Genomic DNA, 19,658 nt, shown 5'->3' on the forward strand with positions numbered 1-19,658 from the left:
AAAGATATATGAAAAGATGAATTCTAGAAATTATTTTCTTTTAATACTGCTTTGTCTACCTTGTATTGTACAGGCGAAGAATATAACAATCACCCGTCTTACCTGTGAAATGCAGGAAGGGTTGGTAGTGGTTGATGGTGCACCCCGTTTGGGATGGGTGATGGAGTCACCGGAAAATGGGACACGACAATCTGCTTATGAGATTGATATTCGGGAAGCTTTCACAGGACGTCAAATTTGGAATAGCGGAAAAGTCAATTCTTCACAGAGCCAGTTGGTTTCAACGGAAGGAGCGAATATAAGTTCAGATAATTCGTTCAATTATATGTGGCGTGTCCGTGTTTGGGATGAAACGGATACTCCTTCCGAATGGAGTCGTGAAGCGAAGTTCCGTTCTGCCCCCTCAAGACTTTCCGATGGAAAATGGATTGGAGCTATTACCCGTCAAAATGCACACTTGCCGGAAGGACGTAAATTCCACGGCAGCGAACTGAAAAAGCCGGAAGTGAAGGCAGCTTGGGAAGCGGTGGATACTTTGGCGAAGAAAAGTATTTATTTGCGAAGAACGTTTTTGCTGGACGATGCAGAGAAAACGAAGATTCACAAGTCTCGGAATGAGTCTCGGAATGAGTTCCGGAATCAGTCCGGCAATAAGTCCGGCAAGAAAATAGCCGAAGCGACTGCATACGTCTGCGGTTTGGGATTCTATGAATTTTCTCTGAATGGAAAGAAAATCGGTAATAGTGAATTCGCTCCACTTTGGAGTGATTATGATAAAAGTGTTTATTATAACACATATGATGTAACGGAACAATTGCGGTATGGTGAGAATGCCGTTGGAATCTTATTGGGGAATGGATTCTACAATGTGCAGGGGGGACGTTATCGCAAATTGCAGATAAGCTTCGGCCCCCCCACACTTTTATTTGAACTGGTAATCAATTATGAGGATGGAACACGTACAATCGTCCGTTCTGATAATGAATGGAAATATGATTTGAGTCCGGTAACGTTCAACTGTATTTATGGTGGAGAAGATTATGATGCCCGCCGCGAACAGAAAGGATGGAATCAGGCAGGTTTCGACGATAGCCATTGGCGTCCGGTGGTAATGCAGAAAGCCCCCAAAGGAGTACTCCGTCCACAGATGGCGCCACCTGTGAAGATAATGGAACGATATGATATCCAAAAGGTGACCAAACTGAATGCTGACCAAGTGGCGGCTGCTTCCAAATCTACCAAACGGACAGTAGACCCTTCCGCTTTCGTACTGGATATGGGACAGAATTTAGCAGGTTTCCCCGAAATAACAGTACGTGGAAAACGCGGACAGAAAATAACTCTACTGGTAGCCGAAGCATTGACCGATGAAGGCGCTTGTAACCAGCGTCAAACGGGACGTCAGCATTATTATGAATATACATTGAAAGGTGATGGCGATGAAACCTGGCATCCTCGTTTCTCCTATTATGGTTTCAGATATATCCAAGTGGAAGGTGCTGTATTGAAAGGACAGAAGAATCCGCAGAAGTTGCCTGTACTGAAGAATATCCAATCCTGTTTTGTCTATAATTCGGCAAAGAAGGTATCTACATTCGAATCATCCAACGGTATCTTTAATGCCGCCCATCGTTTGATAGAGAAAGCAGTCCGCAGCAATATGCAATCAGTATTTACAGACTGTCCGCACCGTGAAAAGCTAGGATGGCTCGAACAGGTACATCTGAACGGGCCGGGACTATTGTACAATTATGATTTGACAGCCTACGCTCCACAGATTATGCAGAATATGGCGGACGCGCAACACTCCAATGGAGCAATGCCGACGACAGCCCCGGAATACGTGGTTTTTGAAGGCCCGGGAATGGATGCTTTTGCGGAATCTCCCGAGTGGGGCGGTTCTTTGGTCATTTTCCCGTTTATGTATTATGAAACGTATGGGGATGATTCGTTGATAAGGAAGTATTATTCAAATATGCGTCGTTATGTTGACTATCTGAAGACACGCGCGGATAACGGTATCCTTTCTTTCGGATTGGGAGATTGGTATGATTATGGGGATTTCCGTGGAGGATTTTCACGGAATACACCTGTGCCACTGGTAGCTACCGCACATTATTATATGACTGTCATGTATTTGATAGAAGCTGCAAAAATGGTGGGCAATGATTTTGATATTCGTTATTACAGTTCTTTGGCAGATGATATCCGAATTGCATTTGACAAGCGTTTCCTGAACAATGATACGGCACAGTATGGTACAGGAAGCCAGTGCAGCAATGCACTTCCCTTGTTTCTTCATATGACGCAGGATAAGAAAGTGTTTATGAATCTGCTTAAAGATGTGGAAGCACACGGCAACCGGCTGACTACCGGAGATGTAGGTAATCGTTATCTGATTCAGACATTAGCCCGTAACGGTCAGCATGAATTGATATATAAAATGTTCAACCACGAAGAAGCGCCCGGCTATGGTTTCCAACTGAAATTTGGCGCAACAACTCTGACTGAGCAATGGGACCCGCGTCAAGGCTCTTCCTGGAATCACTTTATGATGGGACAGATTGACGAATGGTTCTTCAATTCATTGGTCGGCATCCGTCCTTACACCGCATCTGAATTCGGAAATCAGCAAAACGATTCAAAACAAGGCTATCGGAAATTTGTCATTGCTCCGGAACCTGTGGGAGATTTGAAGTTTGTCAAGTCATCATATGAAACTTTATATGGCACTATCGTTGTGAATTGGACTCGTCAGAACGGAACTTTCACCTTGAATGTATCTGTTCCGGTGAATACTACTGCTGTTGTTTATCTTCCGGGAGAGAAAGAACCGAAAGAGGTACAAAGTGGTACATATAAATTTGTATATGCAGAATAAGGAAATCTTTGCATATATTTGTAGCATAAAAAAACAATGTGTTGCTTCTGTAAAACATGCAACATGATTGAAAAAAAACATGTAGCATGCTTAAAAAAATCATGCTGCATCTTTGAAAAAATCATTGCAATGATTTTAAAAATCATTGGGAAGAAAAAATAAATCTATTAGCATGATTTTTTTGAAGGCAACGGAGAATTTATACTTAATAATATAGACTATGAATTTACGAATAACTCTTATTTCTTTTCTTTGCTTCTGTGCAGCAACAGTCCTTCGTGCCGAACGGGTAGACATGTTGAAAGCCGGTGCAAAAGCAAATGGAAAGACCCTTAATACAAAGTTAATCAATTCCACAATCGACCGCCTCAATCGTGGTGGCGGTGGCACGCTGTTCTTCCCTGCCGGAACTTATCTGACAGGAAGTATCCACATGAAAAGTAATATCACACTGGAACTGGAAGCCGGAGCAACTCTACTCTTTTCCGACAATTTTGATGATTATCTTCCCTTTGTGGAAGTCCGTCACGAAGGAGTGATGATGAAAAGTTTCCAACCTTTGATTTATGCGGTAGATGCCGAGAATATAACCATCAAAGGAGAGGGTACATTGGACGGGCAAGGCAAGAAATGGTGGATGGAGTTTTTCCGTGTCATGATTGACTTGAAAGATAACGGTATGCGTGATATAAACAAATACCAACCCATGTGGGATGCCCAAAACGATACAACTGCTATTTATGCCGAAACGAATAAAGATTATGTGAATACCTTGCAGCGTCGTTTTTTCCGTCCGCCCTTTATACAGCCGGTTCGCTGTAAGAGAGTGAAGATTGAAGGAGTGAAAATAGTCAATTCCCCTTTCTGGACGGTGAATCCCGAATTTTGCGAAAACGTGACTATAAAAGGTATTACCATCAATAATGTTCCTTCTCCCAACACGGACGGCATTAATCCCGAATCATGCCGGAATGTACATATCAGCGATTGTCATATTTCCGTCGGTGATGATTGCATTACAATCAAATCGGGAAGAGATGCACAAGCCCGCCGTTTGGGAGTACCTTGTGAGAATATTACGATAACGAACTGTACGATGCTTTCCGGACACGGTGGCGTTGTGATAGGCAGCGAGATGAGCGGAAGTGTACGCAAAGTTACTATTTCCAACTGTGTGTTTGACGGAACAGACCGCGGGATACGTATCAAGTCGACCCGTGGAAGAGGCGGAGTCGTTGAAGATATCCGTGTCAGCAATATTGTGATGAGTAATATCAAGCAGGAAGCTGTTGTATTGAATTTGAAATACAGCAAAATGCCGGCAGAACCAAAGAGCGAACGTACCCCTATATTCCGCAACGTACATATCAGTGGAATGACTGTGACAGATGTGAAGACACCTATCAAAATCGTAGGACTGGAAGAAGCTCCTATCTCTGATATCGTATTGCGTGACATTCATATTCAGGGCGGAAAGCAGAAATGTATCTTTGAGAATTGCGAACGTATCACGATGGATAATGTAATCGTCAATGGTGAAGAAATCAAACTAGATTAAGACAGAATCAAATCAATTAGAATATGAAACGAATCCTTTTCACGATGCTTCTTGCCGCGTCTCTTTCGGCAGAAGCGCAAACACAAACATATGAGACGGAATTTGCCCGTCCTTTGAATGAAGTGCTGACGGATATTCAAAACCGTTTTGGAATCCGCTTGAAGTATGATATTGATACGGTAGGCAAAGTATTGCCTTATGCTGATTTCCGTATCCGCCCTTACTCGGTGGAAGAGTCGCTGACAAATGTATTGGCTCCTTTTGATTATAAGTTTGTCAAACAGAAAGGGAATATGTATAAGCTGAAAGCCTATGAGTATCCACGTCGGACAGATGCGGACGGAGAAAAGATGCTGGCTTATCTCAATACGCTATATGCGGACAAACAAGCTTTCCAGCTTCGTGCCGATTCTCTAAAAAAGGAAGTCCGCCAACGTTTGGGAATTGATGCTTTACTGGCTCAATGTGTGCAATCAAAGCCTATCCTTTCAAAGATACGTAAGTTTGACGGTTATACCGTACAGAATTTTGCACTTGAAACACTTCCCGGATTATATGTCTGCGGTTCTATATATACTCCCCAATCAAAAGGGAAACATGCACTGATTATCTGTCCGAACGGACATTTCGGTGGTGGTCGTTATCGTGAAGATCAGCAGCAGCGTATGGGGACACTTGCCCGCATGGGAGCTATTTGTGTAGATTATGATTTGTTCGGATGGGGTGAATCTATTCTGCAAGTGGGAAGTGCGGCACATCGCAGCAGTGCGGCTCATACTATCCAGGCAATGAATGGTTTGCTGATTCTTGACTATATGCTTGCTTCCCACAAAAATATTGATACCAGCCGCATCGGAGCGAATGGCGGTTCGGGTGGCGGCACGCATACAGTTTTATTAAGCGTATTGGACGACCGTTTTACTGCCTCTGCCCCGGTGGTAAGTCTGGCTTCCCATTTCGACGGCGGATGTCCTTGTGAAAGCGGAATGCCTATCCAACTTTCGGCAGGTGGAACTTGCAATGCGGAGTTGGCGGCTGCTTTTGCTCCCCGTCCGCAATTGATTGTTTCGGATGGTGGAGACTGGACAGCAAGTGTTCCTGCTTTGGAATTTCCCTATTTGCAGCGAATATACGGGTTCTATAATGCAAAAGATAAAGTAACCAATGTACATCTTCCGAAAGAAAAGCATGACTTCGGCCCTAATAAGCGGAATGCAGTCTATGACTTTTTTGCGGACGTATTCAATTTGAATAAGAAGATGTTGGATGAAAGTAAAGTTACCATTGAACCGGAATCTGCCATGTATAGCTTCGGAGAAAACGGTGAATTACTTCCTGAAGGTGCCATTCGCTCATTTGACAAGGTAGCGGCTTACTTTGATAAAAAAGCGTTTGCCAAACTAAAATCGGATGCTTCTCTTGAGAAAAAGGCGATGGACTGGGTAGCTTCGTTAAATCTGGAAGATGATAAGAAAGCCGGATTTGCCGTGACAACTATTTATAATCATCTGCGTCAAGTACGCGATTGGCATAATGACCATCCTTATACAACAATTCCTGCAGGTATCAATCCACTAACAGGTAAGCCATTAAGCAAGCTCGACCGTGAAATGATTGCCGATTCCGCCATGCCGAAAGAAGTACACGAAAGACTGATGAAAGGTTTGCGCAGAGTGCTGACAGAAGAAAAGATAGAGCAGATACTTGATAAATATACAGTTGGCAAGGTGGCATTTACCTTGAAAGGCTATCAGGCTATTGTCCCCAATATGACAGAAGAAGAAACTGCGTTTGTCCTGGAGCAATTGAAACTGGCGCGTGAACAGGCTATTGACTATAAGAATATGAAGCAGATTTCTGCTATCTTTGAAATCTATAAAACCAAATGTGAACAGTATTTCAATGAACATGGCCGCAATTGGCGCCAGATGTTCAAAGATTATGTGAATAAGAGAAACGCGGAAAAGAAGGCTCAGGGAAAGAAGAAATAAAATGAGGGTAAGCCCTTAGCCGTCATATATATCGGAGTATAATCCAAGAATATAATAGAGCTATGCTTTGCGACTGACAAAGCATAGCTTTATCGTATCTAAAGCTATGCTTTAGCCCTCAAAAAACGCTGCTATAATTTATTTCTTCGCGATTACTAAGCATCTTTTTCCACAAAAATGTGTTATCTTGTAAACGACTAACAGAATAGTATATTATATGAGTAAGCAAAAAGTAGCATTGGTGCTTTCTATGGGTGGAGCACGTGGAATAGCACATATTGGAGTAATTGAAGAATTACTGCGGTATGATTTTGAGATAACTTCTATTTCCGGAAGCTCGATGGGAGCAATGGTAGGAGCGATGTACGCTTCGGGAAAAATGGAAGAGTGTAAAGAGTGGCTATACCATTGGGATAAACGTAAGATGTGGGAATTGGCAGACCTCACATTGAGCAGGGACGGACTTGTGAAAGGCGACCGCTTTATCAAGGAATTAAAGCAGATTATTCCCGATATGAATATTGAGGATTTGCCGATTCCCTATGTGGCGATGGCTACGGACATTGTCCGTGACCAGGAAGTACGATTCGACCGGGGAAGTCTGCATGAAGCGATTCGTGCTTCTATATCCATACCCATGGTTTTCCGTCCTTTACGAAAAGACGGTATGGTTTTAATTGATGGTGGCATTTTGAATCCTCTCCCGCTAAGCCATGTGCAGCGCACGGAAGGGGATATTCTGATAGCGGTTGATGTGAATGCTCCGGTCGATTGTGGCAAGAAAAAGAAGATGAGTCCATACAATCTGTTGACGGAATCTTCGAGGATGATGATGCAGCAAATCACCCGTTACCAGGTAGACCGTTGTCAGCCCGACCTGTTAATTCAAATGTCCGGCAATGCTTATGATATGATGGAATTCCATCATGCAGCCGCTATTGTGGAAACTGGAGTCAAAGTCGCCCGACAGGCATTACAGGACTTTACTCAACATAAATCATCTTTTTAGTCATTCCACCGTCAATGGTCATATTCTCTCCATTGATAAAGTCATTTTCTTCCTGGCAGAGGAATAAACACATACGGGCAATATCTTCCGGTTTTCCTACTCGTCGGGAAGGATGTTGTGAATGGTCTTCCGGACGAAGTTGGTCGTAATCATGGTTCTGTATCCATCCCGGCGCGATGGAGTTTACCGTAATGTTATATTCGGAGAGGGATAAGGCCAAAGCGTGGGTTAACGAATAGATTCCACCTTTGGAAGCAGCATAACCTTCACTTCCCGGCTCGCTCATCAGATAGCGTGTAGAGCAGATATTGATAATTCTTCCATATGGGTTGGGAGAGGATTGTGCTTTACGATGAATGGCAAGCAATCGTGAGGTGATAAATGCAGCCCGCAGATTCACAGAAAGAATCTTATCGAAGTCCTCTACACTTGTCTCCGTGATAGGAGAGAACTTGCTGATTCCTACATTGTTGATGATGATGTCAATATCTCCCCAATCTTTCAGAATTTGCTGCATACAGTTCTCAAGCGCATCTTTATCACTGGCATCTACCTGATAGAATATAGCTCCGGTTTCTTTAGCAGTCTGTTGACCCGTTACTTCGTTTATATCACAAAAAGCTACTTGATTTCGAGCCTGACAGAAAGCTTCTACTATTGATTTACCTATACCTTCCGCACCACCGGTGACGAATACCCTTCTTTGCGGATTCTCCGCCTTTGATTTGGTTTCGGTTGCCTGTTCTGATTTTACTACCGTGTGAGTTGTTGCAGATTTCTTTTTGCCATACTTTTGCGCCTGTTTCCAAGCTGCTTTTCTAGCTTCGTATTGCTCTCTCTGTTTTTCTAAATAATTATCTGCCATTGTTATTATCTATTTATTGGCAAATGTAAAATATAAAAAGGATATATGCAAAGAATCGACCGCTCGTTTCTGTTAAAACGGGCGGTCGATTTTATTCAAATGACAGTTCGAGTCTTAAAAGCTCTTTGGATCTATTTCTGCATATTTGATTCGTTGGCGACGCCAGGTGTAAACAGCATGCAATTTTCCGTCCTTGCCTTGTATAATACTAGGATAAGAATATTGGCTGATCGGACTATCTTCCAATGTGAGAACAGGCTTCCAACTGATTCCATCTTCTGATACAGCTATGCAGAGCGGAGTACGAGGTCCTTTCGGAGTTCCGGGTAGCGTAGAGAAGTTGTTATAGATAAGCACATGTCTGCCATCTTTCATGGTCACAGCATCTGTGCCGGAATTATTATTCGGAACATCAAGCAATGTAACTTTGCCCCATGTATCTCCGTTATCGTTACTCCAGGCAGTCGCAATCTGTGCGTTACGTGTACGGCAAAGTACTTGCAGTCTTCCGTCCTTATGTTTCAGGATACTGGGTTGTATGGCATAAATAGGTTTTGCACCTTCTCCCTTGATGGCTTCTCCACCTTCCTGGTCATCTACGTTCATTCCCCCTTTTTTACGGTTTTGAGTAGGTACGGATAATTCTGCATCCAACGGGTCTACCATTTTCCAGGTCTTTCCTTTATCATCGGAAATCTCGAAGTGAACACGCCAGCCATTACTGCCTTCCGTACTGGAAGGACAAATAATACGTCCATTGACATATTCCGGCTTATTCTTAATAGGCCCTAGAAAACCTTTCGGAAGGGGTTCGCGTTTACTCCATGTCTTTCCACCGTCACGTGAACGAACCAACCATCCTGTCCAGTCGCTTACCTTCAGACCGATTTTGTAGAAAAGAATCAAATCACCACCGGGAATCTGAAAAAGTACCGGATTCCAACAGGCTTTCCGGCGGGCAATAAGTTTTCCTTTTGCGTCTTTTACAGGTGTACAGGTAGAATCAATTCCTGCTAAAGCTGCTTGTGGGTCTTTGAGTGAAAATACCCCGTCGGCGGCAAGTTGGGGAGCAGTCCACTCTTTAGCGCCTTTCGGCTTGCGGCATACCCAGATACAACAGTCGGGATTACGTTCTTTTGTCCCGCCAAAGAAAGAGGCTACAAGGTCACCGTTCTTCATCTCTACAATGGTAGCTCCATGACATTCGGGAAAAGAAGCCTTTTCGTATAGAAATTCATCACTTAGGATAGCTGTATTCTTAGTCGGTATATCTACACTGAAATGATACTTTCCCGAACCTATTTTCTCTTTTCGCCCATCCGGTAGATGTACTTCGCCCGTTGTATTGGCGGGAAGCTCAATGTCCCATTCGAGATGTGTGGGTGTTTTGCTCCATCGGCTGATTATCTTTCCGTAGATGCTCATATAGGATGCGTCTACATAGCTTAGCTCCTGGACTTCAAAAGCCGGCTGGAAGACAATATGCTTATAACCGGATTTCCAACGGTCGGCACGGATACCTGCCAGATTATTAAAGCACCAAGGCAATAAGTCGCCTAAGAGCATCACATGGTTTCCACTGTTCATTTCGGGATTTGCCGTATCACCGTTCCATAACTCCCAAATGGTAGTAGCACCTTTTTCAACCATATATCCCCAGGAAGGATAGGTCTTGTTGGTGGCAAGCAAGTAAGCCACATCGGCGTGACCGCGACGGCTTAATTCACGCAACAGCCATTGTACGCCGATTACTCCGGTACTGATATGTCCTTTGTTGGTTGTGATAATGGAAGTTACGGCATTTTTAGCTACCTCTTTGATATAGTTTTTAGGAACCAGACCGAAAGCAAGCGGCAGGATATTGGCAGTGACCGTATTATTGCCGTAGTAGATGCTGTCCGGGTATAACGTATGTCCCGGCACAAGGGAAGTTCCTTCTTTTATATGCAGGAAGCGGGCGTTGAACGCGTCTTTCATGCGATGTTCCAAGTCTTCCCATTCTTCTGCATCATTCTTTAGTCCTTGCAGGCTTGCAAAACGATGCATCAGTTGCAACACTTTCAGATAATAGGCAGTGGCGATTAGTGAACCGTCCGTTTTGCGCGAAGGGTCTTTGCTGTGGATGAGTTCCAATGATTCGGGCGGAACACACCAGTCTCCATATTTGTCTTTGGTGATAATGTAATCCTCTGTCATGTAGTATTCACGGATATGAGACACCCATTTCTTGATAGCCGGATAATTCTCTTCTATCGGGCGTTTGTCTCCGAAATTGGTGAAAAGCATATCGCAAGCCATAGGCAGGGCAGTAGGCCAGGTCACATTATCCGAGTAATAATTCCAATAGGCAGGAGCTACGTCGGGGATACAACCATCCTCACGTTGTGCTTCGCAAATGTCACGTGCCCATTTGGTGTACATGGCATGATTATCGAACAGCATACTTTCTCCCCAGCATCCCATGGTGCGGTCACCTAGCCAGGGTTGGCGCTCATTGCGTTGGGGGCAATCTACCGGCATGCCTTTATAATTGCTCCGGATACCCCAAAACGCATTACGGACAATCTTGTTCAAAGTCTCGTCGGAACAACTGAAGGAACCTGTATGTTCCATTTCATCTTCCACTACTTCGGCTACAAAATCCTCAGCTTTCGCACCCGGATAACCGCCAACTTCTACATAACGGAAACCATGATAAATAAAACGGGGTGCCCAGGTGGCATCTTTTACTTCGTGTCCGCTTATGATATATACGTCTGTGGAACGGGCATCACGCAGATTTCTGGTAAATAGTTCACCATTAGCTTGCAAAGTTTCTGCGAAACGGAGACGGATGCTGTCACCCGCCTGTCCCTTAATGCGGAAACGTACCCAACCTGCCATATTCTGACCAAAGTCCAGAATGTATTTATCGCCGAGCTTTTTGATAGAAGCGGGTTTCAATGTATCCATGACTTTCATCCCCGGCATCATCTGGGCACGCAATGTCCCCGAAGGAATACTTACGCGCTGGGCAGGCATCCAGTTCTTGTCATCGTATCCGTTTTGCGTCCAGTTTCCCAGTTCCTTGCGGGCGTCATATTCTTCACCGTCATATTCGTTGTTGCTGCGAATAGGGCCTTCGGTAGTCAGTTTCCACGAAGTGTTTGTGGAAACCGTTTCTTTGCTGCCGTCCGTATATTCCACAATCAGGTTTAGCCGAAGTTTGGGATAACCGAATGTCGGTATCTTGTACGGTTTATAATTCTGACGCATGGTATAGAAGCGGCCATTACCCAGGGTAACGCCTATTGCATTCTCTTTCTGAAGTTGTGAAGTGACGTCGTAGGTATTATACAGAAGTGTTTTCCGGTAATCGGTAGGAGCGGGTGCCAATACCTGTTCTCCGATACGCTGTCCGTTGACAAACAATTCATAAAGTCCCATTCCGGCAATGTGTATCGTTGCGCGTTTCACTTCTTTGCTTAAAGCAAATTCTTTGCGAAGGTAACGGGCTGCCAAGCGGCTCCATTGGGTTTCACTATCACCCGGAGCGGCACGGTCCAATCCAATCCACTGACCTTGCCAGTCTGCTTCGTTGAGTAATCCCATAGTCCAAAAAGCCGGAGTGCTCCAGTCTGCTTCACCTTTGTTGGTATATACTTTCACTTTCCAGTAGTAGGGGGCATTGCGTTTTAATGACTTTCCCTGATAAGTGACCCATTGGGATGCGTCGGACTCTATTTTTCCCGAGTCCCAAATATCCCCTTTCCCTTGTACCAATAGCTCTGGAGAAGATGCAACAAGAATGTGATACGCTGTTTGCATCACATTCTGTTCGCTCGATTCGATACGCCAACCCAGACGGGGTTGGCGTACATCGATACCTGTCGGATTCTTTAGCTGCTCTACTCGCAGGTCGGTTATGCCTATAGCTGCACGTAGCGAACCTGCAAAGAACAGAAGAGAAAATATAGATAATATAAATATTCTTTTATTCATTAGCATTGATTATATCAAAAAGAGTAACTACTCACTTTATGTAGCAAATTGTGCCGAATGGAAACTAGGAACCGGCACCTTGCCGGGCGGGAAGTTCCGTCCAGTCCTTATTCAGATAATCTTTACTGCTGTCTACAACAATCAGCACATGATCGTTTCCGCTACAATAACCGCTATCGTGCTGGAATTTGTGCACACCATTATCAAACTCGCCGATATATTCCAGTTTGCCGTCTTTCGTTGTGTACCACCAGGCATTCTTCTTTGCGCCGCTGATTTTGGTGAAATCAACTTCCATCGGACGTCCGGTATAGTTATATACCATCAGATAATCATTACCGCGTGTAGCGATGGCACGGTCGTAACGTTCACCGTTCTGACCTGCGATAATGGACTGATCCGGCACGCGTTCAAAGAACGGGAAAGTCAGCATCAGGTTTTTCAGATATTTCATTTGGTTAAAGCCCGGGTCGTTCAATGCATCGTACCAGGGTTTCTTGGCTCCATAGGCACCGCCTACACCCGGTTTAATAAACTGCATGATGGAGTTATGACCGTATGTATGTCCGAAAGAACCTGCAAATACAGACCAATAAGCATAGCGACGTACATCATAATCTTTCCATAACAGTTCATTTTCGTCATGCAGGCCGTGAGGAATTTCTTCATAGATAGGCTCTCCGTCAATCACGGGTTTCATCGGCTTCATAGCCATACTGCGTTCAACAAAACGCCAGTTGTCTTCTTCCGTATTTTCTTCGATAGGATAATCGCCGTCACCGAAACGTTGTCCATAACGGCGGTGTCCGCTTTGGAACATATTGAAATCCAGCCAGGGGGCGTTGTTGAACCAGGTTGCCGAGGTCGTTCTGCCGCGCGGGTGGAAAGTCATTAGGTGATTTTTGTCGATAGCCTTGATTGTGGTTGCCAATGCTTCCCATTCGGCTGTTTTCACGTCGCCGCGAATATCCCCACCGATAAACCAGATAATGTTCGGTTCATCTTTATAACGTTCAGCCAGGAACTTGCCATAGGCTTTCGCTTGTTCTACTGTCATTTCACCACGGTTCACAGGGCTTCCCCATATACAGACCATACCGATGTACTGTCCCTTTCTGGCTGCTGTACGAATAATATAATCCATGTGATCCCAGTAACCATATACGCCTTTCTGATTGATATTCTTGAAGTTGTATCCGTCTATCATGGAATATTGTCCGTAGATATTCATGGATGGCACATTATTTAAAGTCTGAACCTGGATTACGTTGTATCCGCGACGCTTACATTGTTCCAGATAATATTCGGCTTCGTCACGGTTCAATCGTTCGGGGAGCAGCCATCCTGTTTCTCCGAGCCAGAAAAAAGGAGTGCCGTTTTCGTGTTTCAGGTAGCGTCCCTCTTCGGAAACGACGAGTTTGCCATTGTCCCAGGGGATATACGTTTTTTGTGTTTTCTTTTGTGCTGCAGCCGTAGTAGCCAGTGTCAATAGCAGCAACAAAAGAGGAAGAATCTTGAATTTTCTCATTGTATTTTATCGTTTTTAGTTTATTGTACTAATGATTCCGTATTTAGGCACGGATTACACGGATTTCACGGTTTTTAGAAATATGATTGCATATAGCAACAACGTAATCCGTGTAATCCGTGCCTGAATATTATTGTTTATCTATCATTTTCTCATACTCGATACCAGCCAAAATGAATGAGCCTACCGATTTAGGGTCGTTTTCGATAATCGGTTCACTGATATAATATTCGAATGAGCCGTCACGGTATCTTTTAGAGTCTCCACCCAATCCGGCGACTGCGCAGCAGTTGGTGATTGTATAGCTGCCGTCTTCTTCAAGGCGGGTGAATGTATTGACCATACCATCGAAGGCTTTTTGTGTGGGTTCAATATATTCTTTGCCGATATATCCTTTATTGATAGCTTTGGCAAGTGTATAAATAAATAGTGCTGTTGCCGAAGATTCCAGATAATTTCCTTCGCGTGCTCCCTGGTCGGTCACTTGATACCAAGTGCCCGATTGAGGATCTTGATATTTCACTAGTGTCTTGGCTAGTCCCTGAAGAATCAGCATCACACTGTCGCGTCCTGCAGTTTCCTGTGGAAGATAATCGAGCACATCAACAATGGCGGCTCCGTACCATCCGATACTGCGGCTCCAGAAGTTAGGAGAGCAGCCTGTTTCGGGATTTGCCCATTTCTGGTCGCGGCTCTCGTCCCAACCATGATAATAAAGTCCGGTTGCGGAATCATAAGTCTTGCGGTTTATGAGAAGAATCTGCTTCACGGCTTCGTCAAATAAACCCGGCTCATCAAAAGTAGCGCCGTATTGAACCAAGTATGGGGAAGCCATAAAGATTCCGTCCAGCCACATTTGGTGCGGGTATCTCAGTTTGTGCCAGAATCCGCCTTCACTTGTGCGGGGTTGTTCCGCCATTTGTTTGCGTAAGGTATCCATGGCAACCTTGTAACGTTCGTCTCCAGTCTGTGCGTAAAGGTCAAAAAGAATCTTGCCACCGTTGACATTATCAATGTTGAATGAAAGATATTTCATGGTTTTGATATGTCCGTCGGCATCAATCAGGCTGTCAGCATAGATTTTGGCATAATCATAGTAGGCACTGTCGCCCGTATGTTTCCATTCTTCGAGCATGGACTTTACCACAAGACCGTGGGTATATCCCCAGCGTGGTTTCTTGGCTTTCTCAATCATCCAGGGTTCGGGAAAACGCTTCATTTCGGAGCGTGCCATGCGTTCGCTCCACTTTTCAGTCTCTGCTTTCTGAGGTGCCGTACATGCGATAAAACAAGCAGCTCCGCAAGCGACAATCAGTTTTAATAAGTTTCTGTTCATATCGGTTGAGTTATTATTTTCCGGTCAATATATATTCCTGTCCTGCTTTGGTGGGCAGGTCATATAAATAGGTATCTGCAACAACCACTTTATTCAGGTTGGCTTTTTCGTTGATTAATGGTTCGGGAATGGCAGGAACAGCGTAGAGAGGATTCATGTTTTCTCCTTTGGCACGTTTCAGTCCTTTGCCTGTCAACGGGTTGAGCGAGCGCAGGCGACAGTTGCCGCCTTTATGGGATTTTATGACCAGGCGGCTTACTTTTCCGTTTTTCCAACTCAAATCAAGTTCAAAACCACCACGGGCAATAATTCCTTTGACAGAACCCTCTTTCCAAAGAGTAGGAAGTGCAGGAAGCAGATAAATAAAACCATCGTAGCTTTGCATCAGCATTTCAGCGATTCCTGCGGCACAGCCGAAGTTTCCGTCAATTTGGAAAGGCGGGTGCGCATCGAACAGGTTAGGGTAGGTGCCGCCTTTTTTCTTTTCGTTGCGTACAAGGGTTAGCTGGTCTGTAATCAGTTTGTAAGCATGGTCACCGTCAAGTAGACGTGCCCAAAGACATACTTTCCATCCCATGCTCCAACCGGTCGAAGGATCTCCGCGATGAATGAGCGAAGTGCGTGCGGCATCGAATAATTCGGGAGTACGGTAAGGGGAAATCTGGTTGCTGGGGAATAGCCCGTAAAGATGGGATACATGACGGTGTACATCATTCGGATCGTCCCAGTCGAACATCCATTCTTGTAACTGGCCCCAATGTCCCACTTGCATGGGAGCCATTTCCTTGAGGCGTTGTGACAGGTGAGTGGCAAATTCTTTATCGGTATCCAGTATTTGGGATGCCGAAACAATAGCAGCCCAAAGGTCGAAAATCAATTGATTGTCCATTGTGCATCCGGCGGCTGTCGTTGCTTTGCCATTACTGCCGGAATGTACATTCTCCGGTGAGTTACTTGGACAGACTACCAGCCAACCGTGTACAGGCTCTTTTACCATGATTTCATCAAAGAAACGTCCCGATTCTTTTAGTATGGGATAAACAGAACGCAGGAAATCGACATCTCCCGTATATAGATAACGTTCCCAAAGATGGCGGCAAAGCCATGCTCCGCCGCTCGGCCACATACCTGAAGGTGCTTTGTCGATTGCACCTGTGACACGCCAAATATCCGTGTTATGGTGTAATACCCAGCCGTCGGCTCCATACATGATTTTAGCTGTTTCCTTTCCTGTTTCGCTCACTTCCTTTATCAGCCGGAAAAGAGGTTCGTTCAGTTCGCTCAGGTTCGTAACTTCCGAGGGCCAGTAATTCATCTCCAAATTGATATTGCAGGTGTATTTGCTATCCCATGAAGGGAATAGTTTATCGTTCCAGATACCTTGCAGATTAGCCGGTTGCCCGCCCGGTTGGGAAGAGCAGATCAGCAAGTAGCGTCCGAACTGGAAATAAGTGGCAACCAAATGAGCATCATTCGTTTCTTTGAAATTCTCTACCCGTTTGTCGGTCGTCACATCTTTGTATTGGTCTTCTCCTAAATCTAAAGTTACTCTGGTTAAGTATTTGCGGTAGAAATCAATATGATTTTTCTTGGCTTCCGCGAATGGGCGTGCCATTGATTTAGACAAGTAATCTTTGGCACGTTCTATCTGATTTGCAGTAATGTCGAGATAATTGTTGAAGTTGGTGGCAATGGATACATATACCGTAGCTTCATCAGCTCCTTCAACAGAAAGGACACCGTCGGCACATGCTATTTTACCGCCTTTGTTTTTTGCCGTTAGTCTCCCTTGAAACTCAACTTTCCCTTTGAGCCCCTCATGCCAGGAAGATACTCCGGAAAGTATCACACAATTTCCCTCTTCGGACGCAATCATTACATCTTGGTGCGGCGAAGTAAGTTGTGCGTTGAAAGTAATTTGTCCGGGACGGTTGGCAGTTAGCCTGACCATTACTACCTGGTCGGTAAATGAAGTGAACGTTTCACGTTGATACTGCACTCCGTCTACTTCATAACGGACGATGGCACGCGCCGAGTCCAAACTTAATTCCCGGTAATAATTGGAATAACGTGTATGTCCGGGAAAGGCGATTCGCAGGTCGCCGAAGCTTTGATATGGCATACCCGAATTGGTCTTTGCCATTACTTTTTCTGTTGCAAGGGCCTGCGCTTCCAGATACTTTCCGGCAAACACCAGTTCGCGCACTTTCGGGATATACTCCAGTGCGTTCGGATTGGCATTATTGTTGGGACGCCCTGCCCAAATGGTTTCTTCGTTTAATTGTATTTGTTCTGTGCCCGGTGCTCCATATACCATAGCTCCCAGGCGACCGTTCCCTAGAGGTAAAGCTTCGGTCCATACCTGTGCGGGACGGTCGTACCATAATTTGTATTCCTGCGTGGCTACTTTCTTTTCTTGTGCATGAATACAACTTACAGACACCATAACAAACAGATATCCGATTAATCTCTTTTTATTCATTTCTGTCCAATTGCTTTTATACTTTTATAAAAGGACGATTGGAGAAGATTTTTGTACCCATCGTACAGGCAATAACAAGTAGGAATAATTAAAAGTTATCGGGCATAAAAAAAACGAACTTCAATATCTGCTCAAAAAGGGCTTACTTTGCATAAGTAAAAACATCTTGAAAGAATGAATGTTACTTTTAAATTCATCTGTTTAATATAAATAACTAACCGAAAATGTATAACTTAATTATTAGACCGCTATTATTCCGCATTGATCCGGAAAAAGTCCATCGGATGCTTTTGGACTGGCTCAAACTCTATCGCTATTTGCTTCCGGTTCGAGCCTGTGTACGAAGTTGCTACAAAGTTTCCGAACCATTCTCATACGGGAATCTATGTTTTAAGAATCGGGTAGGTCTATCTGCCGGATTCGACAAGAATGCAGAGACTTTTGATGAATTGGCCGATTTTGGCTTTGGCTTTTTGGAACTGGGTACAGTGACTCCTGACAGCCAACCGGGAAACCCTTCTCCCCGTATCTTCAGACTGGTGGAAGATGAATCGCTGATTTCGCGTACAGGTTTCAATAATTGTGGAATTGATGCCGTTTTGGAGCATATCAGGAAATATAGAAAACACTCTTATGTGTTAGGAGTAAATATCAATAAGAATCCGCTTTCCACAGGAGAGCAGGTAATCAAAGATTTTGAACGTGTGTTTACCTCTTTATATGATAGCGTAGATTATTTTACATTGAATTGGGGTAGCATAGATAACGATTTATTTATTAAAGTTTTAGAAAATCTGACTGCATTCCGCCAAGTGGCAAACAAACGATGCAGCATTTTCATTAAGCTTCCGGCAGATATAGATGAAAAAGCATTGGATATGGTAATTTCACTTGCGTATAAATATTCCATAGAAGGATTTATCGCCACAGGACCTACGATGAATCGTGTTGGATTGCATCGGACAGATGCAAAACAATTGGAGAAGATTGGTAACGGCGGTGTCAGCGGTCGGGGTATCGGTAAGAAATCACAAAAGGTAGTGCGTTATCTATCCGAACATACCGACCGGCATTTTCTCATTATCGGTGCAGGTGGGATAATGACGGAAGAAGATGCAGCCGAAATGATTTCCCAAGGAGCTGATATGGTACAGATTTATTCGTCATTCATCTATTCCGGTCCGTCTATTGTTCATAAGATAGGAAAGAAACTTAAAAATAAATCCATATGAAGAAGTTAATTTGTATAAATCTGTATGATGATTTATCCATGAAGACCTATGATTTGTCGGAAGTGGATGACGAAGAACTGATCGGGATAGTAGAAAATTCCCCCGAAAGTACTTTATTTGTTTTTACCAGTGAGAAGCCATGCGGAAAAAGTGTTATAATGTGTCCTGGAGGTGGTTTCTTAAAGGTTAATCTGGAACAGGAAGGCATTGATTTTGCCGAATGGTTCACAAAACAGGGAATTACTTACATTGTCTTTAAATATAGGATGCCTCATGGAAACCCTGATATTCCCAAGCGGAATATTCAGCTGGCACTGAAAACCGTTCGGGAGAAATTTCCGGAACTTTGTAATCAGATAGGAGTGATGGGGGCTTCTATCGGCGGATATTTGGCTACTTGCTCTGCCACACTTTTACCTAATGATGAGAAACCGGACTTTCAGATTCTGATGTATCCGGTAGTCAGTGTCGATGATCGTCTGACGCATCTTCCTTGCCGTGAACGGATGTTCGGTAATTCTTATTCTTCGGAGAAGACGAAGCAATATTCACCGATTGAACATGTAGCTTCGGACACACCTGCCGCTTTTATTGTAGCTGCTGCGGACGACGCTGTGGTAAGTCCTCTGAACGGGATTCTCTACGCTGCTAAATTGCAGAAAGCAGATGTTCCTATTTCCGTACATATCTATCCGACAGGCGGACATGGATTTGGTTATAATGATAGTTTTGTGTATAAGCAGGAGTGGCTTCAAGAACTTGAAGAGTGGTTGGCAAAGTTATAGTAACTCTTTT

At 44.2% G+C, this 19,658-nt stretch carries 11 protein-coding genes; 6 read left to right on the forward strand and 5 right to left on the reverse strand.

Annotation, left to right across the window (positions count from 1 at the left end; translation table 11 throughout):
• Positions 1-16 precede the first annotated feature (16 nt).
• The 4 genes from BacF7301_RS17440 (at position 17) to BacF7301_RS17455 (ending at position 7,439) form a co-directional block, all read left to right on the forward strand.
• The gene (locus BacF7301_RS17440) at positions 17-2,881 is read left to right on the forward strand and encodes a glycoside hydrolase family 78 protein (RefSeq protein ID WP_167964778.1); all 2,865 of its coding nucleotides are present in this window, start codon (positions 17-19) and stop codon (positions 2,879-2,881) included.
• A gap of 220 nt (positions 2,882-3,101) precedes the next feature.
• A complete protein-coding gene (locus BacF7301_RS17445) occupies positions 3,102-4,439 on the forward strand; it encodes a glycoside hydrolase family 28 protein (RefSeq protein WP_167964780.1) in 1,338 nt (445 codons plus the stop codon).
• A 23-nt stretch (positions 4,440-4,462) separates the two neighbouring features.
• The gene (locus BacF7301_RS17450) at positions 4,463-6,430 is read left to right on the forward strand and encodes a 6-O-methylesterase (RefSeq protein ID WP_167964782.1); all 1,968 of its coding nucleotides are present in this window, start codon (positions 4,463-4,465) and stop codon (positions 6,428-6,430) included.
• A 217-nt stretch (positions 6,431-6,647) separates the two neighbouring features.
• Positions 6,648-7,439, forward strand: coding sequence for a patatin-like phospholipase family protein (locus BacF7301_RS17455; protein WP_167964784.1), 792 nt, complete (start codon positions 6,648-6,650; stop codon positions 7,437-7,439).
• Here BacF7301_RS17455 and BacF7301_RS17460 read toward each other — a convergent pair.
• The 5 genes from BacF7301_RS17460 to BacF7301_RS17480 form a co-directional block, all read right to left on the reverse strand.
• Positions 7,414-8,304 carry an SDR family NAD(P)-dependent oxidoreductase gene (locus BacF7301_RS17460; protein ID WP_167964786.1) on the reverse strand — a complete coding sequence of 297 codons (891 nt, stop codon included), beginning with the start codon at positions 8,302-8,304 and terminating at the stop codon, positions 7,414-7,416. The two genes, BacF7301_RS17455 and BacF7301_RS17460, sit on opposite strands and share 26 nt — an antisense overlap.
• Positions 8,305-8,418: 114 nt before the next feature.
• Positions 8,419-12,285 (reverse strand): family 78 glycoside hydrolase catalytic domain, encoded by a 3,867-nt coding sequence (locus BacF7301_RS17465; protein ID WP_167964788.1) that lies wholly within the window; start codon positions 12,283-12,285, stop codon positions 8,419-8,421.
• A gap of 64 nt (positions 12,286-12,349) precedes the next feature.
• Entirely contained in the window at positions 12,350-13,813 is a 1,464-nt protein-coding gene (locus BacF7301_RS17470; protein ID WP_167964790.1) for a glycoside hydrolase family 140 protein, read from the reverse strand.
• A gap of 130 nt (positions 13,814-13,943) precedes the next feature.
• On the reverse strand, positions 13,944-15,149 hold the full coding sequence (locus BacF7301_RS17475; protein WP_167964792.1) for a glycoside hydrolase family 88/105 protein: 1,206 nt from the start codon (positions 15,147-15,149) through the stop codon (positions 13,944-13,946).
• 13 nt (positions 15,150-15,162) lie between these two features.
• Positions 15,163-17,631 carry a glycoside hydrolase family 95 protein gene (locus tag BacF7301_RS17480; protein WP_167964794.1) on the reverse strand — a complete coding sequence of 823 codons (2,469 nt, stop codon included), beginning with the start codon at positions 17,629-17,631 and terminating at the stop codon, positions 15,163-15,165.
• Between the two features lie 224 nt (positions 17,632-17,855).
• Here BacF7301_RS17480 and BacF7301_RS17485 point away from each other — a divergent pair, with 224 nt between their 5' ends.
• Together BacF7301_RS17485 and BacF7301_RS17490 are read left to right on the forward strand one after the other, a co-directional pair.
• Positions 17,856-18,863, forward strand: a complete 1,008-nt coding sequence (locus BacF7301_RS17485) for a quinone-dependent dihydroorotate dehydrogenase (RefSeq protein WP_167964796.1) — start codon at positions 17,856-17,858, stop codon at positions 18,861-18,863.
• Positions 18,860-19,648 carry an alpha/beta hydrolase gene (locus BacF7301_RS17490; protein ID WP_167964798.1) on the forward strand — a complete coding sequence of 263 codons (789 nt, stop codon included), beginning with the start codon at positions 18,860-18,862 and terminating at the stop codon, positions 19,646-19,648. Before BacF7301_RS17485 ends, BacF7301_RS17490 begins: the two co-directional genes overlap by 4 nt.
• Positions 19,649-19,658 lie beyond the last annotated feature (10 nt).

Origin of the sequence: Bacteroides faecium, from assembly GCF_012113595.1 — a bacterium.
GTDB classification, from domain to species: Bacteria; Bacteroidota; Bacteroidia; order Bacteroidales; family Bacteroidaceae; genus Bacteroides; species Bacteroides faecium.